Origin of the sequence: Arthrobacter sp. TB 23, from assembly GCF_000294595.1 — a bacterium.
Taxonomy (GTDB): Bacteria; Actinomycetota; Actinomycetes; order Actinomycetales; family Micrococcaceae; genus Arthrobacter_D.
The window spans coordinates 1-16355 of sequence record NZ_ALPM01000027.1; the positions used below are offsets into that span (position 1 = coordinate 1).

Genomic DNA, 16355 nt, shown 5'->3' on the forward strand with positions numbered 1-16355 from the left:
CCCGCCACACCCACCACTCGGCAATAATGCAGTATGACTGTCGTCCTCGTTGTGGTCCTTTTTGTCATTGCTGCGGTCGCCGAGATCGGCGGTGCCTGGCTGGTGTGGCAAAGCATCAGGGAAGGTAAACCGTGGTGGTGGGCCGGGCTGGGCATGATGGCGCTCGCGGCCTACGGGTTTATCGCCACCCTGCAGCCGGACGCGAACTTCGGCCGGATCCTCGCTGCCTACGGTGGGGTATTCGTCGCGGGATCCCTGGCCTGGGGCATAGTGTTTGACGGATTCCGTCCGGACCGCTGGGATATCGGCGGATCGGTGCTCTGCCTGGTGGGGGTGGCGGTGATTATGTTCGCTCCACGGCCAGTGGGCTGACACCGTGGGGCCGAAAACTGGAGCGGGCGACGGGAATCGAACCCGCGTATCGAGCTTGGGAAGCTAGCGCTCTACCATTGAGCTACGCCCGCATGGAGACCAGCCGACAGTGTGGCCTGAATCCCTGCGAAAACAACGAGATTCAGCCTACCTCAACCTCACCGTCCCGAAAACACCGGGCCGGACACTGGGCCCTCGCCGCGGTAGGTACCCTAAGACCATGAGCGTCGAAAAGAACACCAGGGACCTGGAAGCGGGCATCGAGAAGGATTTCACCGCGAAGATGAGCTACGGATCCTATCTTTCCCTGGGGGAGCTTCTCGCAGCGCAGCATCCGGTCAGCCGCCCCGAGCACCACGACGAGATGTTGTTCATCATCCAGCACCAGACGTCGGAGCTCTGGCTCAAGCTGGTGCTTCACGAACTGCGTGCGGTGCGTGCCAAGTTGCAGGTCGATGACCTGCGATCGGCGATGAAGGGGATCGCCCGGATCAAGCATATCCAGCGCTCCCTCACCGAGCAGTGGTCGGTACTGGCCACCCTCACCCCCTCCGAATATGCCGAGTTCCGCGGGGATCTCGGTGCTTCCAGCGGCTTCCAGTCCTACCAGTACCGCGCCGTCGAGTTCCTGCTCGGCAACAAGAACGCCGGGATGCTTGAGGTTTTCGCGAATGACCCCGAGGCGCAGGAGCTGCTGGCTACGCTGCTGGATCAGACGAGTATCTACGACGAGTTCATCAGGTTCCTTTCCCGCCGGGGACACAACATCCCCGCTGAGCTGTTGGAGCGGGACCTCCGCACTGCCCACGTCTTCAACCCGGAACTCGTCCAGGTGTACAAGGCGGTGTACGAGAACGCCGAGGACAACTGGGACCTTTACGAGGCCTGCGAGGAACTGGTGGACCTGGAAGACAATTTCCAGCTCTGGCGGTTCCGGCATTTGAAGACTGTCGAACGAACCATTGGGTTTAAACGCGGCACGGGCGGGTCCTCAGGCGTAGGTTTTCTCCAGAAGGCCCTCGAGCTGACCTTCTTCCCGGAGCTCTACGCCGTGCGCACCGAGATCGGCCGATAACCACTAACCCCGGGGACTGCGGTATTTTTGAACCGTGCTGATCTCCGACCGCGACATTCGAACCGAAATTGACCGCCAGCGAATTGTGCTGGATCCCTATGACGAGGCGATGGTCCAGCCCTCGAGCGTCGACGTCCGGATTGACCGCTACTTCCGGTTGTTCGACAACCACAAGTACGCGCACATCGACCCTGCTGAAGACCAGCCCGAGCTGACCAGGCTGGTGGAGGTGGACCCGGACGAGCCGTTCATCCTGCACCCGGGTGAGTTTGTCCTTGGGTCAACCTACGAGACGGTGACCCTTCCGGACGACATCGCGGCACGGCTGGAGGGCAAGTCCTCACTGGGGCGGCTCGGACTCCTGACGCACTCCACCGCGGGATTCATCGACCCGGGGTTCTCCGGACACGTCACCCTTGAGCTCTCCAACATGGCCACCCTGCCCATCAAACTGTGGCCCGGCTCCAAGATTGGCCAGCTCTGCTTCTTCCGGCTCACCTCCCCCTCCGAACACCCGTACGGCTCCGGCCCCTACGGGAACCGGTACCAGGGACAGCGCGGCCCGACGGCGTCGCGCAGCCACCAGAACTTCCACCGCACCGCCATCTGACAGCCAGCCCCAGCCGACCCTCAGTAGGACGGGACGACGGCGGTAGCCACCTTCGCGGGCGGCTTCACCGGGAGCAACACCAGCAGTCCGACCAGCAGCACCACCAGGATGCCGATAATCCCAAACCGCTGTTCACCGAAGATGGTGATCGACGCCGCGAAGAGAGCGGGTGCGAGGAAGCTGACGGCTCGTCCCGTCGTGGCGTACAGGCCGAACAGTTCACCCTCTTCTCCGTCCGGAGCCAGACGCGCAAGATAAGCACGCGATGAGGCCTGCGCCGGGCCGACGAAAAGGGTGAGCATCAGCCCGAAGACCCAGAACGTCGTATCTCCGGTCCAGGTGTAGCCGAACACATCGTGGGTGCCCGGGCCAAGGACCAGGACGGCAGACCCGGCTACCAGCAGGCCGATCAACGAGATGATGATGACCCGTTTGGGCCCAGTCCTGTCGTCCAGGAAACCGCCGCCGATGGCACCGACCGCCGCAATCAGGTTGCCGGCGATGGCGAAGACAATCACCTCGCTCAGGGTGAAGCCGAACGTACCCGCGGCGATGATGCCGCCGAAGGTGAAAACGGCGGCCAGCCCGTCACGGAAAATGGCACTGGCCAGCAGGAAGAAGATGGTGTGGGGGCTGGTCCGGTAGATTGCCTTGACCCGCCGGAAGAGGAGACCGTAGGAGGCGAAGAAGCCCAGTTGGGCTGCTTTCTCCTTGCGCGGTACCTCCGGGACGACGAACATCACGGGCAGGGCGAAGGCCAGGAACCAGATCGCCGAGAACACTGCGACCAGCCGGATGTTCAGGCTGTCGGTGGTATCGGAGCCGAACCAGGGGAACACTGGCTCCACGAAGGCCACGAGCACCAGGATCAGGGCGACGATGCCGCCCACGTAGCCCATGGCCCACCCGAACCCGCTGATCCGGCCGATGCTGCTCGGGGTGGAAATTTGCGTCAGCATGGCGTTGTAGTTGACTCCGGCGAACTCGAAGAAGACGTTGGCCAGTGCAATCAGCGCGACCCCGAGGAGCAGGAACTCGGGTTGGGGGAAGACGAAAAAGCACAGCCCGGTCAGGACTGCCACGAGGAGGCTGTTCACGCCGAGCCAGAGCTTGCGCCGGCCGCCGCTGTCGGAGCGCTGCCCCGTCACCGGTGCCAGTAGCGCGATGAGCACTCCGGCAGCGGCGAGACCCCAGCCCAGCACCACCGAGGCCCTGGCCTCCCCACCAAACGCGTCGCTGGTCAGATACACGGTGAACACGAAGGTGGTCATGACCGCGTTGAAGGCGGCCGATCCCCAGTCCCAGGAGGCCCACGCGAGGACCGGCCGGGACAGCAGCCGGCCCGCACCGGACGCCGTCGTGCCCGATGTCGTACCCTTCGGCCGGGCAGCTGGAACTGGATGGGACGGCACCGGCTGGGGAGGATCCACGCTCATACGGTGAATGCTATCCCGCGGATACCCGCAAACCCATGAACATCTTCCGTTGATCGCACAAACGCGCGGGTCAGGCACGGTATTCCGGAAACCCCGAAACAGTCGCCGACGGCGTAATACGTCGGGACGGCCTGTATTCCACAGGTAGAATAAGTCGAAGCCCCTGACCGTCCGCGCTGTCTATCAGCTGACCGTCTCATCTGAGAGATCAGGAGATCATCGTGCTAATCGTGCTCATCGCGTTATTCGCGGTAGCCTTTGTCGCGCCGTTGATCTTCCGCCGGCTCGGCCGCTCGGCCTTCTACGTGATCGGGGCGGTTCCCGGAGCGGCCTTCGTCTGGTTGGTCATCACCTTCGACCAGTACACGGGCGAGGGGCAGAGTCTCCTCGAGGGCCAGCCCAATGCCCCGCCCTCGATAGCCTTCCAGTGGATTCCGGGTCTCAACCTCGAGCTGGCTTTCCGGATGGATGCCCTGGCGGCAATACTGTCGATCCTGATCCTGGGTATCGGCGCCCTGGTCCTGTTCTACTGTGCACGGTACTTCAAGCAGGACGAACCGAACATCGGCCCGTTCGGCGCCCAACTGCTCGCGTTCGCTGGGGCCATGTTCGGCTTGGTCACCGCCGACAACATGATCCTGCTGTTCATTTTCTGGGAACTGACCACTGTCCTGTCCTACCTGCTGATCGGTTACTCGCGGCATCGTCTGGCGGCGCGCCGCGCGGCTCTCCAGGCCCTGATCGTTACCACCTTCGGCGGTCTGACCATGCTGGTCGGCATGATCATGCTAGGCCAGACCGCCGGGACTTACCGGATCTCGGACATCATGGCGCAGTCCGAGTCGCTGCTGTCCAACGGACTGGTGATCGACGTCGCCATCGGGCTGATCCTCGTCGGTGCCCTCACCAAATCCGCGTTGGTCCCGTTCCACTTCTGGCTACCCGGTGCGATGGCGGCGCCCACCCCGGTGAGCGCCTACCTGCACGCCGCGGCGATGGTGAAGGCTGGTATTTACCTGGTCGCCCGGTTCGCGCCGGGGTTCGCTGATGCTGTCTCCTGGCTGCCGATGGTGTTGATAATCGGCCTTGCCACCATGCTCGTGGGCGGTTGGCGGGCGCTACGCCAGCATGACCTGAAACTGATTCTCGCGTATGGAACGGTGAGTCAGCTCGGGTTCCTCACGATGGTGGTCGGACTCGGCGGCCCCGGCGGGGCGCTGGCCGGATTGGGCCTCCTCCTGGCCCACGGTCTGTTCAAGGCCACCCTGTTCCTGGTGGTCGGCATCATCGACCATCAGGCTGGCACCCGGGACATCCGCAAACTCGCGGGAATCAGGAAAACCGCCCCCGCCCTGGCCGTGATCGCCACGATCGCCGCTGCGTCGATGGCGGGACTCCCACCGCTGCTGGGCTTCGTGGCCAAGGAATCCGTCTTCGAGACCTTCGTTCACCAGGCGGAGATCGATCCCACCCCCGTCGGCACACTCCTGCTTGTCGGCATCGTTGTTGGTTCTGCCCTGACCTTCGCCTACAGTGCGCGATTCGTCTGGGGCGGTTTCGCCTGCAAGGGCAAAGCCGCCACCCCGTTCACGCAGGTGGAGAAATCCTTCCTTTTCGCGCCGGCGCTGCTCACCGTATTCACCGTGGTCCTCGGCCTCTGGCCTGCACCAGTGGATTCCATCATCCAGCCCTACGTCACCCTCTTCGAAGCCGAGGGCGAGGAAAGTTACCTCGCCCTCTGGCACGGGTTCACTCCCGCGCTGCTGCTCTCCGTAGTGACCATCGCCGTCGGTATTCTGCTGTTCTGGTTCCGGGCCCACGTCGAGCGAGTCCAGTCCAGGGTTCCCTCAGTGGTCGACGCTGAACGCGGCTACAAGTACACCATCGGCACGCTCGACGACGTCGCCGTCTGGATCACCGGCCGCACCCAGCGCGGTTCGCTGGCGTTCTACCTCTTCGTCATTCTGACCATGGCCATCCTCGCCCCCCTGGCAGCGATCCTGTTCTACGATGCACCGCTCCCGGATCGGTGGCATATCGCTGATTCACCAGCGCAGGTGGCGGCCGGCGTCGTCATCATTATCGGCATTCTGGCTGCGGTCCGCGCTACCAAGCGGTTCATGGCAGTGCTCATGGTCGGGGTGACCGGGTACGGGATGGCCCTCATCTTCGCGCTGCAGGGGGCGCCGGACCTGGCGTTGACCCAGATGCTGGTGGAAACCATTGTGCTGGTGGCTTTTGTGCTCGCGCTGCGCTCGCTACCCGCGCGGCTGTGGCAGCGGGAGCCGGGACGGTACCGGTTGCTGCGCGCCGTGCTGGGAATTTCCTTCGGCCTGGTGATGGTGGCAATCGCCATGTCATCCATGGCATCACGGGTCGCCAGCCCGGTGTCACTGGAGTACCCGGGTCTGGCCTACGAGGGCGGCGGTGGAGAGAACATCGTCAACGTCACCCTGGTCGATATCAGGGCCTGGGACACGTACGGGGAAATTTCAGTACTGGCCATCGCAGCCACCGGCATCGCCAGCCTGATCTTCATCCGTGGCCGGGGCGACACCCGCCAGCGGGCAGAGACCGTCAAATCCGGATCCGTCGATCGCGGCCAGGAACCAATTGCCGAGTTCGGTCGGGAAGCCGCAGCACTGGAGTTGGCGAAGAAGTTCTCGTCAGTCTCCCGGGACGCGTGGCTGGTCGCCGGCCGGACCCTCGCGCCCGAACGCCGATCGATCATCTTCGAGGTCGTCACCCGGCTGCTCTTCCACTCGATCATTATCTTCTCCATTTACCTCCTCCTCGCCGGTCACAACCTGCCGGGCGGTGGATTCGCGGGTGGACTGTTGGCGGGGCTGGCGCTGACCGTGCGCTATCTGGCGGGTGGCCGATTTGAACTGGCGGAAGCCAGCCCGGTGAGCGCGGGGGTCCTGCTCGGCGCGGGTATGGCGACCACCTCCCTGAGCGCGCTGATCCCGCTGCTGCTGGGAGGCCAGATCCTCCAGACGGCCATCCTGGAGTTCTGGTTGCCGGTCTTCGGCGACGTCAAGTTCGTCACCTCGACCATTTTCGACATTGGTGTGTACCTGGTGGTCGTCGGGCTGGTGCTCGACGTGCTGCGCAGCCTGGGCTCGGAGATCGATGAACGCAGCGAGGGCCTCTCGGCGAAGAACGACCCGAGCGAGATGAAGCTACAACAGCAAGAACATACCGAAACCGGCGAGGGAGTAGCTCGATGAGCGTCAACATCACCCTGCTGGTGGTCATGGCAGCCCTCTTCGCGGGGGGCATCTACCTGCTGCTGGAACGCAGCCTGACCCGGGTCCTGCTGGGTCTGATCCTGCTGGCCAACGGCGCCAACATCCTGTTGCTTTCCGCTGGCGGTCGGGCCGGCGTCGCCCCCCTGTACTCGGAGGAGATCGCCGCCGACGCCTACTCGGATCCGCTGCCCCAAGCCCTGATTCTGACCGCCATTGTGATTTCCTTCGCCGTGACCGCCTTCATGCTGGGCATCATCTACCGGTCCTGGGTGCTGGGCCGCCGCGACGAGGTCCAGGACGATATGGAGGACCGCAGGGTCGCCAGCCAGGGCAGCTTCGACGCTGAAGACGACGCCGATGTCCCCGAAGAAACCACCGAGTTCACCCCGCTGGAGGAAGCCGAGGAAGCACCCGGCTCTCAAAACGCGGGCGTCCTTGATCTTCCCTCCGAACCGAAGGAGCCACGGTGAACATTGCAAGCCTCGCACCGCTGGCCGTGGTCCTCCCGTTCCTTGGCGCAGCGGTTGCCTTCCTCCTGATCCGGCATTCCCGCTCGCAGCGGGCGGTCAGCATTTCGACCCTGAGCATCACCCTGATCCTCGAACTGTTCCTCCTGCAGAATGCCGCAGAGCACGGAGCCACCGCGGTGTTCATTGGTGGGTGGATGCCGCCGTTCGGCATCACCCTGGTGGTCGACCAGTTTTCCGCCCTCATGCTGGTTATTTCGACGGCGATCAGCCTCGCGGTGCTGATTTACGCCACAGGACAGGGCATGACCGACGGCGATGAAGACGGTCCCATCTCGATCTTCCACCCCACCTACCTGATCCTGGTGGCCGGCGTCTCCAACGCGTTCATGTCCGGCGACCTGTTCAACCTGTATGTGGGCTTTGAGATCCTGCTGACGGCCAGCTATGTGCTGATGACCCTCGGTGGAACCACCCAGCGGATCCGCGCGGGAGTGACCTACGTGGTGGTCAGCGTGGTGTCGTCGCTGCTCTTCCTGATTGCGATCGGCATGATCTATGCCGCAACGGGAACCATCAACCTGGCCGATCTTGCGGTGAAGCTAGGGGAGATCGACCCTGCCACGCAGATGATGCTGCACCTGATGCTCTTGGTGGCGTTCGGAATCAAGGCAGCCGTTTTCCCCCTGTCCTTCTGGCTGCCTGACTCCTATCCGACAGCGCCCGCACCGGTAACTGCCGTGTTCGCTGGCCTGCTCACCAAGGTGGGCGTCTACGCAATGGTGCGCACCGAGACGCTGCTCTTTCCGGGGGACCGCATCAACACCCTGCTGATGGTGGTGGCAATCCTCACCATGGTGGTGGGGATCCTCGGGGCCTTGGCGCAGTCGGATATCAAACGAATGTTGTCCTTCACCCTGGTCAGCCACATCGGGTTCATGATCTTCGGGCTGGCGATCTCAACCGTCGTCGGGTTGGGCGCCGCGATCTTCTACGTGGCGCACCACATCACGGTGCAGACCAGCCTGTTCCTGGTGACCGGGTTGATTGAACGCCGTGGTGGGACCGCCAATATGGATCGCCTTGGTGGGCTCGCCAAGCTATCGCCGCTACTTGGCGTACTGTTCTTTATCCCGGCAATGAATCTGGCCGGAATACCGCCCTTCTCCGGGTTCCTCGGCAAGCTGGGTATCCTGCAGGCCGGCGTCGAACTGGGCACACCCATCGCCTATGTGGCGGTTGGCGCCAGTGTGCTCACCAGCCTCCTGACCCTGCTGGCGATTGCCCGCGTCTGGAACCGCGCCTTCTGGCGCCGCCCCGAAGACGCACTGCACCCGGATCCCATCCTGCTCGCCACCAAGGCAGACGGATCAGCCGTTCGCACCTCGCAGCGCGTCAACAGCGAGACCACTGGGCGGTTCTCCGGGCGCAAAGCGGTGAACCTGCTACCCCGCACCATGGTCGGTCCCACCATGGGCCTGGTCGGTCTGGGAGTGACCCTTACCCTCCTGGCGGGTCCGTTGTTTGAAATCAGCGACAACGCTGCGCAGAACATGCTGGAGCGGACCGATTACATTGAAGCGGTCCTGGGCGAAGGGAGCGCGCCATGAGCCGACAGAAGATCCCCTTCATCACGGAACTGCCCCTGATTATCTGGCTGGTCATCGTCTGGGGCGCACTGTGGCAGGACTTCAGTCCGGGGAACCTCATTTTTGGCGGCCTGATCGCCTACGCAGTGGCCAACCTGCTGTACCTGCCGCCGGTGGAGCTCAGCGGCCGATTCAACGTGTTGTACGCGGTCCCGTTCATCGGACGATTCCTGTACAAGCTCGTGGTGGCGAGTTTCGAAGTGTTTTGGCTCTCGCTCACGCAGGGCCCGAGGCTTGTCAACGCGGTGGTGGCAGTCCAGCTTCGGAGCCAGTCCGACCTTCTGGTGACCGTCACCGGGCACGCGCTCTCCCTGATCCCCGGATCGCTGGTGGTGGAGGTGGACCGCTCTACCTCCACGCTGTACCTGCACTGCCTGAATGTGAAGACGTCGGAGGGTGCAGCGAAGATCAGGTCCGATGTGCGGGCCACCGAAGCCTGGCTGATCAGGATTATGGGAACCCCGGATGATCTGGCGCTGCTGCAGACTGAGGTCCGGTTCGATCAGGAGAACGAAGAGCGTGAGGAGGGGATCCGGAAATGACGAGCGCCGTAATTATTGTGGGACTGTTGCTCGGATTCGCCGCCCTGTGCGCTTTGTATCGGATTGCGCGAGGCCCCTCGATCCTGGACCGGGTGCTCGCGATCGACGTGCTGCTCGCCATCATTGGTGGAGCGCTGGCCGTGGACATGGCAGTGAACCGGCACCTGGACAACATTGTGCTTCTGGTCGGGATTTCGGTGATCGGATTCATTGGATCCGTGACCGTCGCACGGTTCGTCACGGACAGGAAGTAGGACATGAGCGACACTCTCATTGACGTGGTGACAGCCGTTCTCATGATCGGAGGGGCACTGATGTCGGTTGCTGCCGGCGTCGGCCTGCTCCGTTTCCCTGACCTCCTCACCCGGATGCACGCGGCAACCAAACCCCAGGTGCTGGGACTGCTGCTGTTCCTCCTGGCCATGGGCTTACAGATGCGCAGCTGGGTGTTGATCCCGGTCCTGCTGGTGTGCTGGATTTTCATGCTCCTGACCGTCCCCGTCTCAGCCCACATGGTGGGCCGGGCGGGATACCGCACCAAACACCTGCGACGAGACCTGCTCAGCATGGATGAACTCGACGAGGTGGTGGAGAAGGCCGCCAACAAGAAGGCGCCCGGCCGGAATCCGACCGAGCGCCCCGATGAGACGTAAATAGGACCTACGTCAGGTCGCGGGACTTCGCGAACCGGTTGGCTGCCCGCTGCGTGGTGCGGTTGGTGAGGACCTGCAGGACGGCGCGCACGGCACCGGAGATCAGCGCGAACGCGATAGCGGAACGGAGGCTGTTCTCGAGCCCGTCCTCGTCCTTCGGTGAGGCTTTGCCGGTGGTCTTGTGCCAGATGAAATCCACGACCTTGGCTCCGGCGATGCCGGCGCCAAGGCTCAGTGCTACGCCCAGCAGTTTCATAAGCTGATTCATGGTGTCTCCTTCGATGGTGGCTCTTTTCTCAAGCCTAGCGTTTTCCTGTTGAGGTGAGACGCACCAGCACAGCCGGGAGCCCGCCGCCAGCCGCCGTGGTGGGTACGAACCTCTCAGGTGTAGAGTTGAAATTGCTAAACATACGACAGGGGAGCGCCGTCCATCCAGATGGACGGGCGCTGAGAGTGCGGCCTACCGCAGACCCTCGAACCTGATCCGGCTAGTACCGGCGAAGGGAGTCGAGTATCTCAGGGTGCCCGGCCGGTGGCACTCGCCATGGGCCCGGATACCCTCCCCTCCTGTACCTCAGGAGGTAAATTCACATGGCTTCATCAACTGCACCAACTCAAAACACGTCGACGCTGCGCGCCCGATATCAATGGCGCGTGGTCGACATTGTCGTTGCCTCGGTGGTGGCGGTCGCCGTCGGGGTGGTGTTCTTCGCCTGGTCGGCCGGCTACACGGGCATCGCTGCCTTGACCGGAGCGTTCCCGCCGTTGGCCGGTCTCTACACGGGTGGCTGGCTGATCGCGGGGGTACTTGGCGGTCTGATCATCAGGAAACCCGGAGCAGCCATCTACTGCGAAGTGCTGGCTGCAGCGGTTTCAGCGCTGCTGGGCACCCAGTTCGGGTTGACCACGTTGCTCTCCGGAGCCATTCAGGGCGTCGGGGCCGAGCTCATCTTCCTCTTGTTCCTGTACCGCAGGTGGAACCTCGGGGTGGCTTTGCTCGCCGGGCTTGGCGCGGGCCTGGCCCTCTCGATCAGCGAAAACATCCTGTACAACGCCCTCTGGGCCTTCGAATGGCAACTGATGTACGTGGTGTTCGCCTCGATCTCGGGCGTGATTATCGCTGGCCTGGTGTCGTGGCTGGCGGTCCGTGCCCTGGCCAAGACGGGGGTGCTGTCGGCTTTCGCCTCCGGACGAACGGCTGACGTCTAACCGGTATGGCTGACCACGGAAATACGCCGTCGGCCGTCAGCATCAGCGCGCAAGGCTGGAGCTGGCGGCACGCCGGCCGGAAAACCCCGGCGGTCCGGGACGTTGACCTGACAGTAGCGCCCGGAGAACGGGTGCTGCTGCTCGGTGCGTCAGGGTCCGGGAAGTCAACCCTGCTGCACGGGTTGGCTGGTGTCCTCGGCGATGAGGGGCAGGGCGAACAGCACGGTTCCCTCACCCTCGACGGGCGGCCTCCCGGTGAGGTGCGCGGTCGCGCGGGGCTGGTGCTTCAGGACCCGGACTCTCAGATTGTGCTGGCCAGGGTCGGTGACGAGGTGGCCTTCGGCGCCGAGAACCAGGCCGTACCGCGCGATCAGATCTGGCAGCGGGTTCGGCGGGCGCTCGACGACGTGGGGCTTGAGGTGCCGTTGGACCGGTCCACCAGTGCGTTGTCCGGCGGCCAGAAGCAACGCCTGGCGTTGGCGGCGGTGCTGGCGATGCAACCCGGGCTCCTGCTGCTTGACGAACCGACCGCCAATCTCGACCCGGCCGGTGTGCTGGAGGTAAGGGACGCCGTCGGGCGGGTCCTGGACCGCACCGGCGCCACCCTTGTGGTGGTAGAGCATCGGGTGGCGGTGTGGGCCGATGTGGTGGATCGGGTGGTGGTGCTGGCGGCCGACGGCGGGATCCTCGCCGACGGCCCCCCGGGCACGGTGCTGACCGACGCGTCGACCCGGGCCCGGCTGGCGGCGGCGGGGGTGTGGCTCCCCGGTCATCAACCGTCGGTTCCCCCGCAGCTATCCTCACCGGGGGAGGAGCTGCTTACTGCCAGGGGACTATCAGTGGCGCGGGCCAAGCGGGGACCGGCGGTGCTCGACGGCGTCGACGTCGCCCTCAACGCCGGCTCATCCCTGGGCATCGTGGGCCCCAACGGTGGCGGAAAATCGACGCTCGCGCTGACCCTGGCCGGGTTGTTGCCGGCGCGGGGAGGCCAGTTGGAGGCCGCACCGGCCCTCTCCCGCGGAGCCGGGAGTAGCCCGCACGCCTGGAAATCAGCGCAACTGGTGACCAGGATTGGGACGGTGTTCCAGGAACCCGAGCACCAGTTCCTCACCAACCGGGTGATCGACGAGCTGGAATTTGGTCCGCGCCGGCTAGGGGGTACTGACGAGGCGGCGGTCCGGCGGCGGGTGGATCCCATCGCCGAGCGGTTGAGGCTGACCTCCCTGCTGCAGGCAAACCCCTTCACCCTGTCCGGCGGTGAAAAGCGGCGGCTTTCGGTGGCGACCATGCTGGCAACAGACCCGGACATCCTGGTCCTGGACGAACCGACCTTCGGGCAGGATGCCAACACCTGGGCCGAACTCGTCGCGCTGCTTGCCGAACTGATCCAGGACGGTGGCAGCCTGCTGGCGGTCACCCACGACCAGGAGTTCACCGACGCGCTGGGCAGCAGGCTGCTACGGGTCGCCGACGGCAGAGCCGACGTGGAGGTGCGTCCGTGAGTGTTGACGTTCTGACCCCCCACCTCACGGGCCGGCTCCTGCCGCGGGCCAACCCGCTATCCAAACTGTTCGCTGCCGTGCTGGTCACCGTGGTGGTGATGCTCAGCATCGACTGGGTCAGCGCCGCCGTCGTCCTCGTGAGCGAGTTGCTGCTGCTCCCGCTGCTGGGGATCAGCGCCTGGCAACTGCTGAAGCGGACCTGGCCTCTGGTGCTGGCGGCAGTGGTTGCTGCCTACGGTACGGCGCTGCTCGCCGAGAAGACCGGCGCTGTCCTGCTGGAGTTCGGCCCAATTCTGTTCACCCAGGATTCGGTGAACTCGGGCATTGCGATTGGCCTGCGCGGGTTGGCCATCGCCCTGCCCGGAATTTTCCTGCTCACCACTACGGATCCGACGGACCTGGCCGATGCCCTGGCGCAAAAGCTGCGGATGCCGCACCGGTTTGTGCTCGGCGCGCTTGCGGGGCTGCGCCTCGTTGGGCTGCTGGTGGACGAATGGCGGACCCTCGGGTTGGCCCGGCACGCCCGCGGCGTCGGGTTTGAAGGCAATCCGGTAGCCCGGTTGAGGAATTTCCTGGGGCAGGGGTTCGGTCTGATTGTGCAGGCGATCCGGCGGGCCACCCGGCTCGCGGTGGCAATGGAGGCGCGCGGATTCGGGGCCGGCGACCGGACCTGGGCGAGGGAAAGCACTTTTACCCGGCTGGACCTCTGGGTCTGCCTCGCCGGGGTGCTGATCGCCGGGACCGCGGTGGCCGCGGCGGTGTGGGCGGGGACGTGGAACTTCCTGATCGGCGCCTCATAGGGGCGCCGGGTCGAAGTGGCCCACGAGCAGCGCAAGCAGCCGAGCCCAGCGCCCCTGCCAGGCCCGCTCAAGTGCAGCGGCTGCGTCGTCGGACGGGCCTGGCAGCGTCAGGAATCCGGTCAGTAGTCGGTGATGGGGCGCAACTCAACCGTGTATTCGGGCAGCAACTTCACCAGTTCCACCGCCACACCCAGATCGGGGACGTCCAACACGTAAAAACCACCCAACTGCTCGGCCGTTTCGGCGAACGGGCCGTCGGTGAGACTCACCTGGTCACCGCGGCGGCGCACCGTCGTCGCGGNGGTCGAGACGCTGGGGAGCGCCTCACCCGCGACGATCTTTCCCTGCTGGCGGGCCGCCTCGGAAAAGGCGTCGTGCTGGGCCATGTACTGTTCCACTTCGGCCTCGGTGGCGTTGGCCCAGATCGACTCATCCTGGTATAGAAACACTGCAATTTTCATTTAGCTGCCCTCGCGTGGTCGAATGATGGCCCGGATTTCAGCAGGCCCGGTGGTATCAGCCAACAACTCATTGACGAATTCCGCCAGTGCCTCCGGGGCGTCGGTTTCCACCAGGGAGAAACCGCCCAGCCGTTCGGCGGTCTCCGTGTACGGGCCGTCGTCATACCAACGCTCCCACCGCGCAGGATCCGCGCCGTGGTGGGCGGCTGCAGCTCGGCGCCGCCCGTCAAGAGGTGCCGACCCTCGGCGCAGCGCCTGGCGAACTCCTTCCCCTGACGGTTGGGGTAGGCCGGGTTCGACAACCGGCCTCAGGAAATTTTCGCCACCAACTCCGACAGCTCCCTGGTCAGCTCCGGGGTGGTGGTGATCGGCTGACCGTCAAGGGAGTTGACCGGTGCGAGGAGACGGATGCTGGAAATCAGCCACACGCCGTCGGCGTCGTACAGGTCAGCGGGCACCAGCGGGCCGTACCCGAGTTCCCAGCCGGCGGCCTTCGCCACGGTAAACAACGCACTCTGCGATGTGCCGGGGAGGATCCCGCTTTCCAGCTGCGGGGTCAGTAGGGTCTTGACGCCGTCCCGGACCCGTGCCAGGAGGACTGTCGACGTCGGACCCTCAAGGACCTTGCCGTCCGATGAGGTGAAGATGACGTCGTCGGCGTCGTGCGCCCGCGCGTACCGGACCGCCGCCATGTTGACCGCGTAGGACAGCGTCTTGGCACCCATGAGCAGCCACGGTGCCCGCTGCGCCACCGTGCTGTCATACCCGCGCTCCAGGAACAGGACCGCAAGCCCATCCCTGCGCTGCTGCTGGGTCTTCGCCGGCACCGGCGCCACCTGAACCCACGCCGTCGGGGCGTCAGCTCCCTCAACCCCACGGGTGACCATGAGCTTCACGGCAAGCTCAGTATCAGCCTGGACGTGAGCCCCGGCGGCGTACTCGTCGAGTGCGGTGGTGATGGCCCGCCGCCAGGCATCCTCGGACGGGAGATCAAGGTCAAGGGCCCGGGCTGATGAGGCGAGCCGGTCCAGGTGCGCCTGCACCTTCCGGGCTTCTCCGTTGAGGGCCAGCAGGGACTCGAATATGCCGTCCCCGCGCGTTGCGCCAAGGTCGGTCGCCATGAGCTGTGGCAGTGATGCGTCGACGACGCGGCCGTCGTCGTGGGCGGGATCCAGGAACACAAGAACAGTCATGCGATCAGCTTAGTTGCCTCACTGACGCGGATGACGGTGCCGCACCCCTCCTATTTTCCCGTGCCAACCGGCACCGGATAGAATTTCATCAGTAGTGTTACCAACGGCACGCGGCCTCGTAGTAACGGGGCAGACCCCAAAGAACGGACAGTTATTGTGATCGGATTTATCGTTGCAGGACTCATCATCGGCGCGCTGGCACGGCTGATCAAGCCCGGGAAGCAGAACCTTGGGCTGCTGGCCACGCTCCTGCTGGGACTTGCCGGTTCAGTGATCGGCGGCGTCATCGCGAACCTTCTCGGCACCGGGGGCATCTTCGAGCTGAACGTTTTCGGATTCATCGTAGCGGTCATCGCCTCAGTACTGCTGATCGGCGTCGCCGAGGGCGTTAGCGGCCGTCGCAAAGTCCGCCGCTAGGTCAGCCTGGGGGCCGGATCTCACCAGAAACGGCCCCCAGCGCCAGCCTTGCCGGTTGCAAGCGGCGGACCTTGGCCTGGGGGCCGTTCCTGCGGTGAAACGACGCGCAGCGGCCCCATCGCAGCCAATTCCAGACTGCAGCGGCCCCATTCATCAGCCTTAGCTATCCGGGAACGCGGACCCGAGGCCTGACAGCACGCCGAACGCTTTGGTGCGCACCTCTTCCCACTCATCGTCCGGATCCGAATCGGCAGTGATCGCTCCTCCGACGCCCAGGCTGAGCCGGGTGCCGCCGCCGTCGTCCTCAAGCACCAGGGTGCGAATGACGACGGCGAGGTCCGCTGCACCGGTCAGGGAGAAGTAGCCGACGGCGCCCGAATACACCCCGCGCGGGGCAGCCTCCAGCTGGTCAAGGATGGCCATGGTGCTGATTTTCGGTGCCCCGGTCATCGACCCGGCCGGGAACGCCGCGGACACGGCCTCGGTCCGGGAGACGCCCGGCCGCAACTGGGCGTCGATGGTGCTGACCATCTGGTGCACGGTGGCGTAGCTTTCAATCTCACACAACCGGCTGACGATCACGCTGCCGGGGACTGCAACGTGCGAGAGGTCGTTACGTAACAGGTCAACGATCATGATATTTTCCGCGCGATCCTTCAGAGAGGTCTGAAGGTCCGTTCGGAGGGCCAGGTCCGCCGCCGGGTCCGACGAACGACGG

18 protein-coding genes, 1 tRNA gene and 1 riboswitch are annotated in these 16355 nt (G+C 64.6%); of the genes, 13 read left to right on the plus strand and 6 right to left on the minus strand.

Annotated elements, in window-relative coordinates; genetic code table 11:
* The first annotated feature begins 33 nt into the window (after window positions 1-33).
* Window positions 34-372 carry a YnfA family protein gene (locus tag B384_RS0103430; RefSeq protein WP_019481749.1) on the plus strand — a complete coding sequence of 113 codons (339 nt, stop codon included), beginning with the start codon at window positions 34-36 and terminating at the stop codon, window positions 370-372.
* 18 nt (window positions 373-390) lie between these two features.
* Here the strand turns inward: B384_RS0103430 and B384_RS0103435 are convergent.
* Window positions 391-464 (minus strand) — tRNA-Gly (locus B384_RS0103435).
* A 128-nt stretch (window positions 465-592) separates the two neighbouring features.
* Between B384_RS0103435 and kynA the strand changes: the two genes are divergently transcribed.
* Entirely contained in the window at window positions 593-1447 is an 855-nt protein-coding gene (gene kynA / locus B384_RS0103440; protein WP_019481750.1) for a tryptophan 2,3-dioxygenase, read from the plus strand.
* Between the two features lie 34 nt (window positions 1448-1481).
* Window positions 1482-2057, plus strand: coding sequence for a dCTP deaminase (gene dcd / locus B384_RS0103445; RefSeq protein WP_019481751.1), 576 nt, complete (start codon window positions 1482-1484; stop codon window positions 2055-2057).
* A gap of 20 nt (window positions 2058-2077) precedes the next feature.
* On the opposite strand, the gene B384_RS0103450 is transcribed toward dcd, so the two are convergent.
* Window positions 2078-3493: an MFS transporter gene (locus tag B384_RS0103450; protein ID WP_019481752.1), complete on the minus strand. Its 1416-nt coding sequence runs from the start codon at window positions 3491-3493 to the stop codon at window positions 2078-2080.
* Between the two features lie 221 nt (window positions 3494-3714).
* Between B384_RS0103450 and B384_RS0103455 the strand changes: the two genes are divergently transcribed.
* The 6 genes from B384_RS0103455 to mnhG are packed head-to-tail and all read left to right on the plus strand — an operon-like array spanning window position 3715 to window position 10055.
* Entirely contained in the window at window positions 3715-6723 is a 3009-nt protein-coding gene (locus tag B384_RS0103455) for a Na+/H+ antiporter subunit A (RefSeq protein ID WP_019481753.1), read from the plus strand.
* Entirely contained in the window at window positions 6720-7214 is a 495-nt protein-coding gene (locus tag B384_RS0103460) for a Na(+)/H(+) antiporter subunit C (protein ID WP_019481754.1), read from the plus strand. Before B384_RS0103455 ends, B384_RS0103460 begins: the two co-directional genes overlap by 4 nt.
* Complete coding sequence (locus B384_RS0103465) at window positions 7211-8821, plus strand: Na+/H+ antiporter subunit D (protein ID WP_019481755.1); 1611 nt, start codon at window positions 7211-7213, stop codon at window positions 8819-8821. The genes B384_RS0103460 and B384_RS0103465 overlap by 4 nt, the downstream gene beginning before the upstream one ends.
* Window positions 8818-9402 (plus strand): Na+/H+ antiporter subunit E, encoded by a 585-nt coding sequence (locus tag B384_RS0103470; RefSeq protein WP_019481756.1) that lies wholly within the window; start codon window positions 8818-8820, stop codon window positions 9400-9402. Before B384_RS0103465 ends, B384_RS0103470 begins: the two co-directional genes overlap by 4 nt.
* Complete coding sequence (locus B384_RS0103475) at window positions 9399-9656, plus strand: monovalent cation/H+ antiporter complex subunit F (RefSeq protein ID WP_019481757.1); 258 nt, start codon at window positions 9399-9401, stop codon at window positions 9654-9656. Before B384_RS0103470 ends, B384_RS0103475 begins: the two co-directional genes overlap by 4 nt.
* Window positions 9657-9659: 3 nt before the next feature.
* Window positions 9660-10055 carry a monovalent cation/H(+) antiporter subunit G gene (gene mnhG, locus B384_RS0103480; protein WP_019481758.1) on the plus strand — a complete coding sequence of 132 codons (396 nt, stop codon included), beginning with the start codon at window positions 9660-9662 and terminating at the stop codon, window positions 10053-10055.
* Between the two features lie 7 nt (window positions 10056-10062).
* On the opposite strand, the gene B384_RS0103485 is transcribed toward mnhG, so the two are convergent.
* Window positions 10063-10323, minus strand: a complete 261-nt coding sequence (locus tag B384_RS0103485; protein WP_019481759.1) for a DUF4235 domain-containing protein — start codon at window positions 10321-10323, stop codon at window positions 10063-10065.
* A 137-nt stretch (window positions 10324-10460) separates the two neighbouring features.
* A riboswitch (TPP riboswitch) is annotated at window positions 10461-10578 on the plus strand.
* Between the two features lie 68 nt (window positions 10579-10646).
* Between B384_RS0103485 and B384_RS0103490 the strand changes: the two genes are divergently transcribed.
* From B384_RS0103490 to B384_RS0103500, 3 genes are read left to right on the plus strand one after another with little or no spacing between them, the layout of a single operon-like run.
* Window positions 10647-11264, plus strand: coding sequence for an ECF transporter S component (locus tag B384_RS0103490; RefSeq protein WP_024477112.1), 618 nt, complete (start codon window positions 10647-10649; stop codon window positions 11262-11264).
* 5 nt (window positions 11265-11269) lie between these two features.
* Window positions 11270-12766 carry an ABC transporter ATP-binding protein gene (locus B384_RS0103495; protein WP_019481761.1) on the plus strand — a complete coding sequence of 499 codons (1497 nt, stop codon included), beginning with the start codon at window positions 11270-11272 and terminating at the stop codon, window positions 12764-12766.
* Window positions 12763-13566, plus strand: a complete 804-nt coding sequence (locus B384_RS0103500; protein WP_019481762.1) for an energy-coupling factor transporter transmembrane component T family protein — start codon at window positions 12763-12765, stop codon at window positions 13564-13566. The genes B384_RS0103495 and B384_RS0103500 overlap by 4 nt, the downstream gene beginning before the upstream one ends.
* Window positions 13567-13685: 119 nt before the next feature.
* Here the strand turns inward: B384_RS0103500 and B384_RS0103505 are convergent, their stop codons facing one another.
* Together B384_RS0103505 and B384_RS0103515 are read right to left on the minus strand one after the other, a co-directional pair.
* A complete protein-coding gene (locus tag B384_RS0103505; protein ID WP_019481763.1) occupies window positions 13686-14027 on the minus strand; it encodes a YciI family protein in 342 nt (113 codons plus the stop codon).
* 308 nt (window positions 14028-14335) lie between these two features.
* The gene (locus B384_RS0103515; protein WP_019481111.1) at window positions 14336-15220 is read right to left on the minus strand and encodes an aminodeoxychorismate lyase; all 885 of its coding nucleotides are present in this window, start codon (window positions 15218-15220) and stop codon (window positions 14336-14338) included.
* Between the two features lie 156 nt (window positions 15221-15376).
* Between B384_RS0103515 and B384_RS0103520 the strand changes: the two genes are divergently transcribed.
* Window positions 15377-15637: a GlsB/YeaQ/YmgE family stress response membrane protein gene (locus tag B384_RS0103520; protein ID WP_019481110.1), complete on the plus strand. Its 261-nt coding sequence runs from the start codon at window positions 15377-15379 to the stop codon at window positions 15635-15637.
* A gap of 159 nt (window positions 15638-15796) precedes the next feature.
* Here B384_RS0103520 and B384_RS17600 read toward each other — a convergent pair.
* Window positions 15797-16355, minus strand: a 559-nt coding sequence (locus tag B384_RS17600) for a chorismate-binding protein (RefSeq protein WP_192813051.1), incomplete at its 5' end; no start/stop codon positions are given.

Bases quoted from the DNA above. Each gene is read 5' to 3' on its own strand.
- B384_RS0103430 (WP_019481749.1), top strand. From the start codon at position 34: ATGACTGTCGTCCTCGTTGTGGTCCTTTTTGTCATTGCTGCGGTCGCC.
- kynA (WP_019481750.1), top strand. From the start codon at position 593: ATGAGCGTCGAAAAGAACACCAGGGACCTGGAAGCGGGCATCGAGAAG.
- B384_RS0103450 (WP_019481752.1), bottom strand. From the start codon at position 3,493: ATGAGCGTGGATCCTCCCCAGCCGGTGCCGTCCCATCCAGTTCCAGCT.
- B384_RS0103460 (WP_019481754.1), top strand. From the start codon at position 6,720: ATGAGCGTCAACATCACCCTGCTGGTGGTCATGGCAGCCCTCTTCGCG.
- B384_RS0103470 (WP_019481756.1), top strand. From the start codon at position 8,818: ATGAGCCGACAGAAGATCCCCTTCATCACGGAACTGCCCCTGATTATC.
- B384_RS0103475 (WP_019481757.1), top strand. From the start codon at position 9,399: ATGACGAGCGCCGTAATTATTGTGGGACTGTTGCTCGGATTCGCCGCC.
- mnhG (WP_019481758.1), top strand. From the start codon at position 9,660: ATGAGCGACACTCTCATTGACGTGGTGACAGCCGTTCTCATGATCGGA.
- B384_RS0103485 (WP_019481759.1), bottom strand. From the start codon at position 10,323: ATGAATCAGCTTATGAAACTGCTGGGCGTAGCACTGAGCCTTGGCGCC.
- B384_RS0103490 (WP_024477112.1), top strand. From the start codon at position 10,647: ATGGCTTCATCAACTGCACCAACTCAAAACACGTCGACGCTGCGCGCC.
- B384_RS0103495 (WP_019481761.1), top strand. From the start codon at position 11,270: ATGGCTGACCACGGAAATACGCCGTCGGCCGTCAGCATCAGCGCGCAA.
- B384_RS0103515 (WP_019481111.1), bottom strand. From the start codon at position 15,220: ATGACTGTTCTTGTGTTCCTGGATCCCGCCCACGACGACGGCCGCGTC.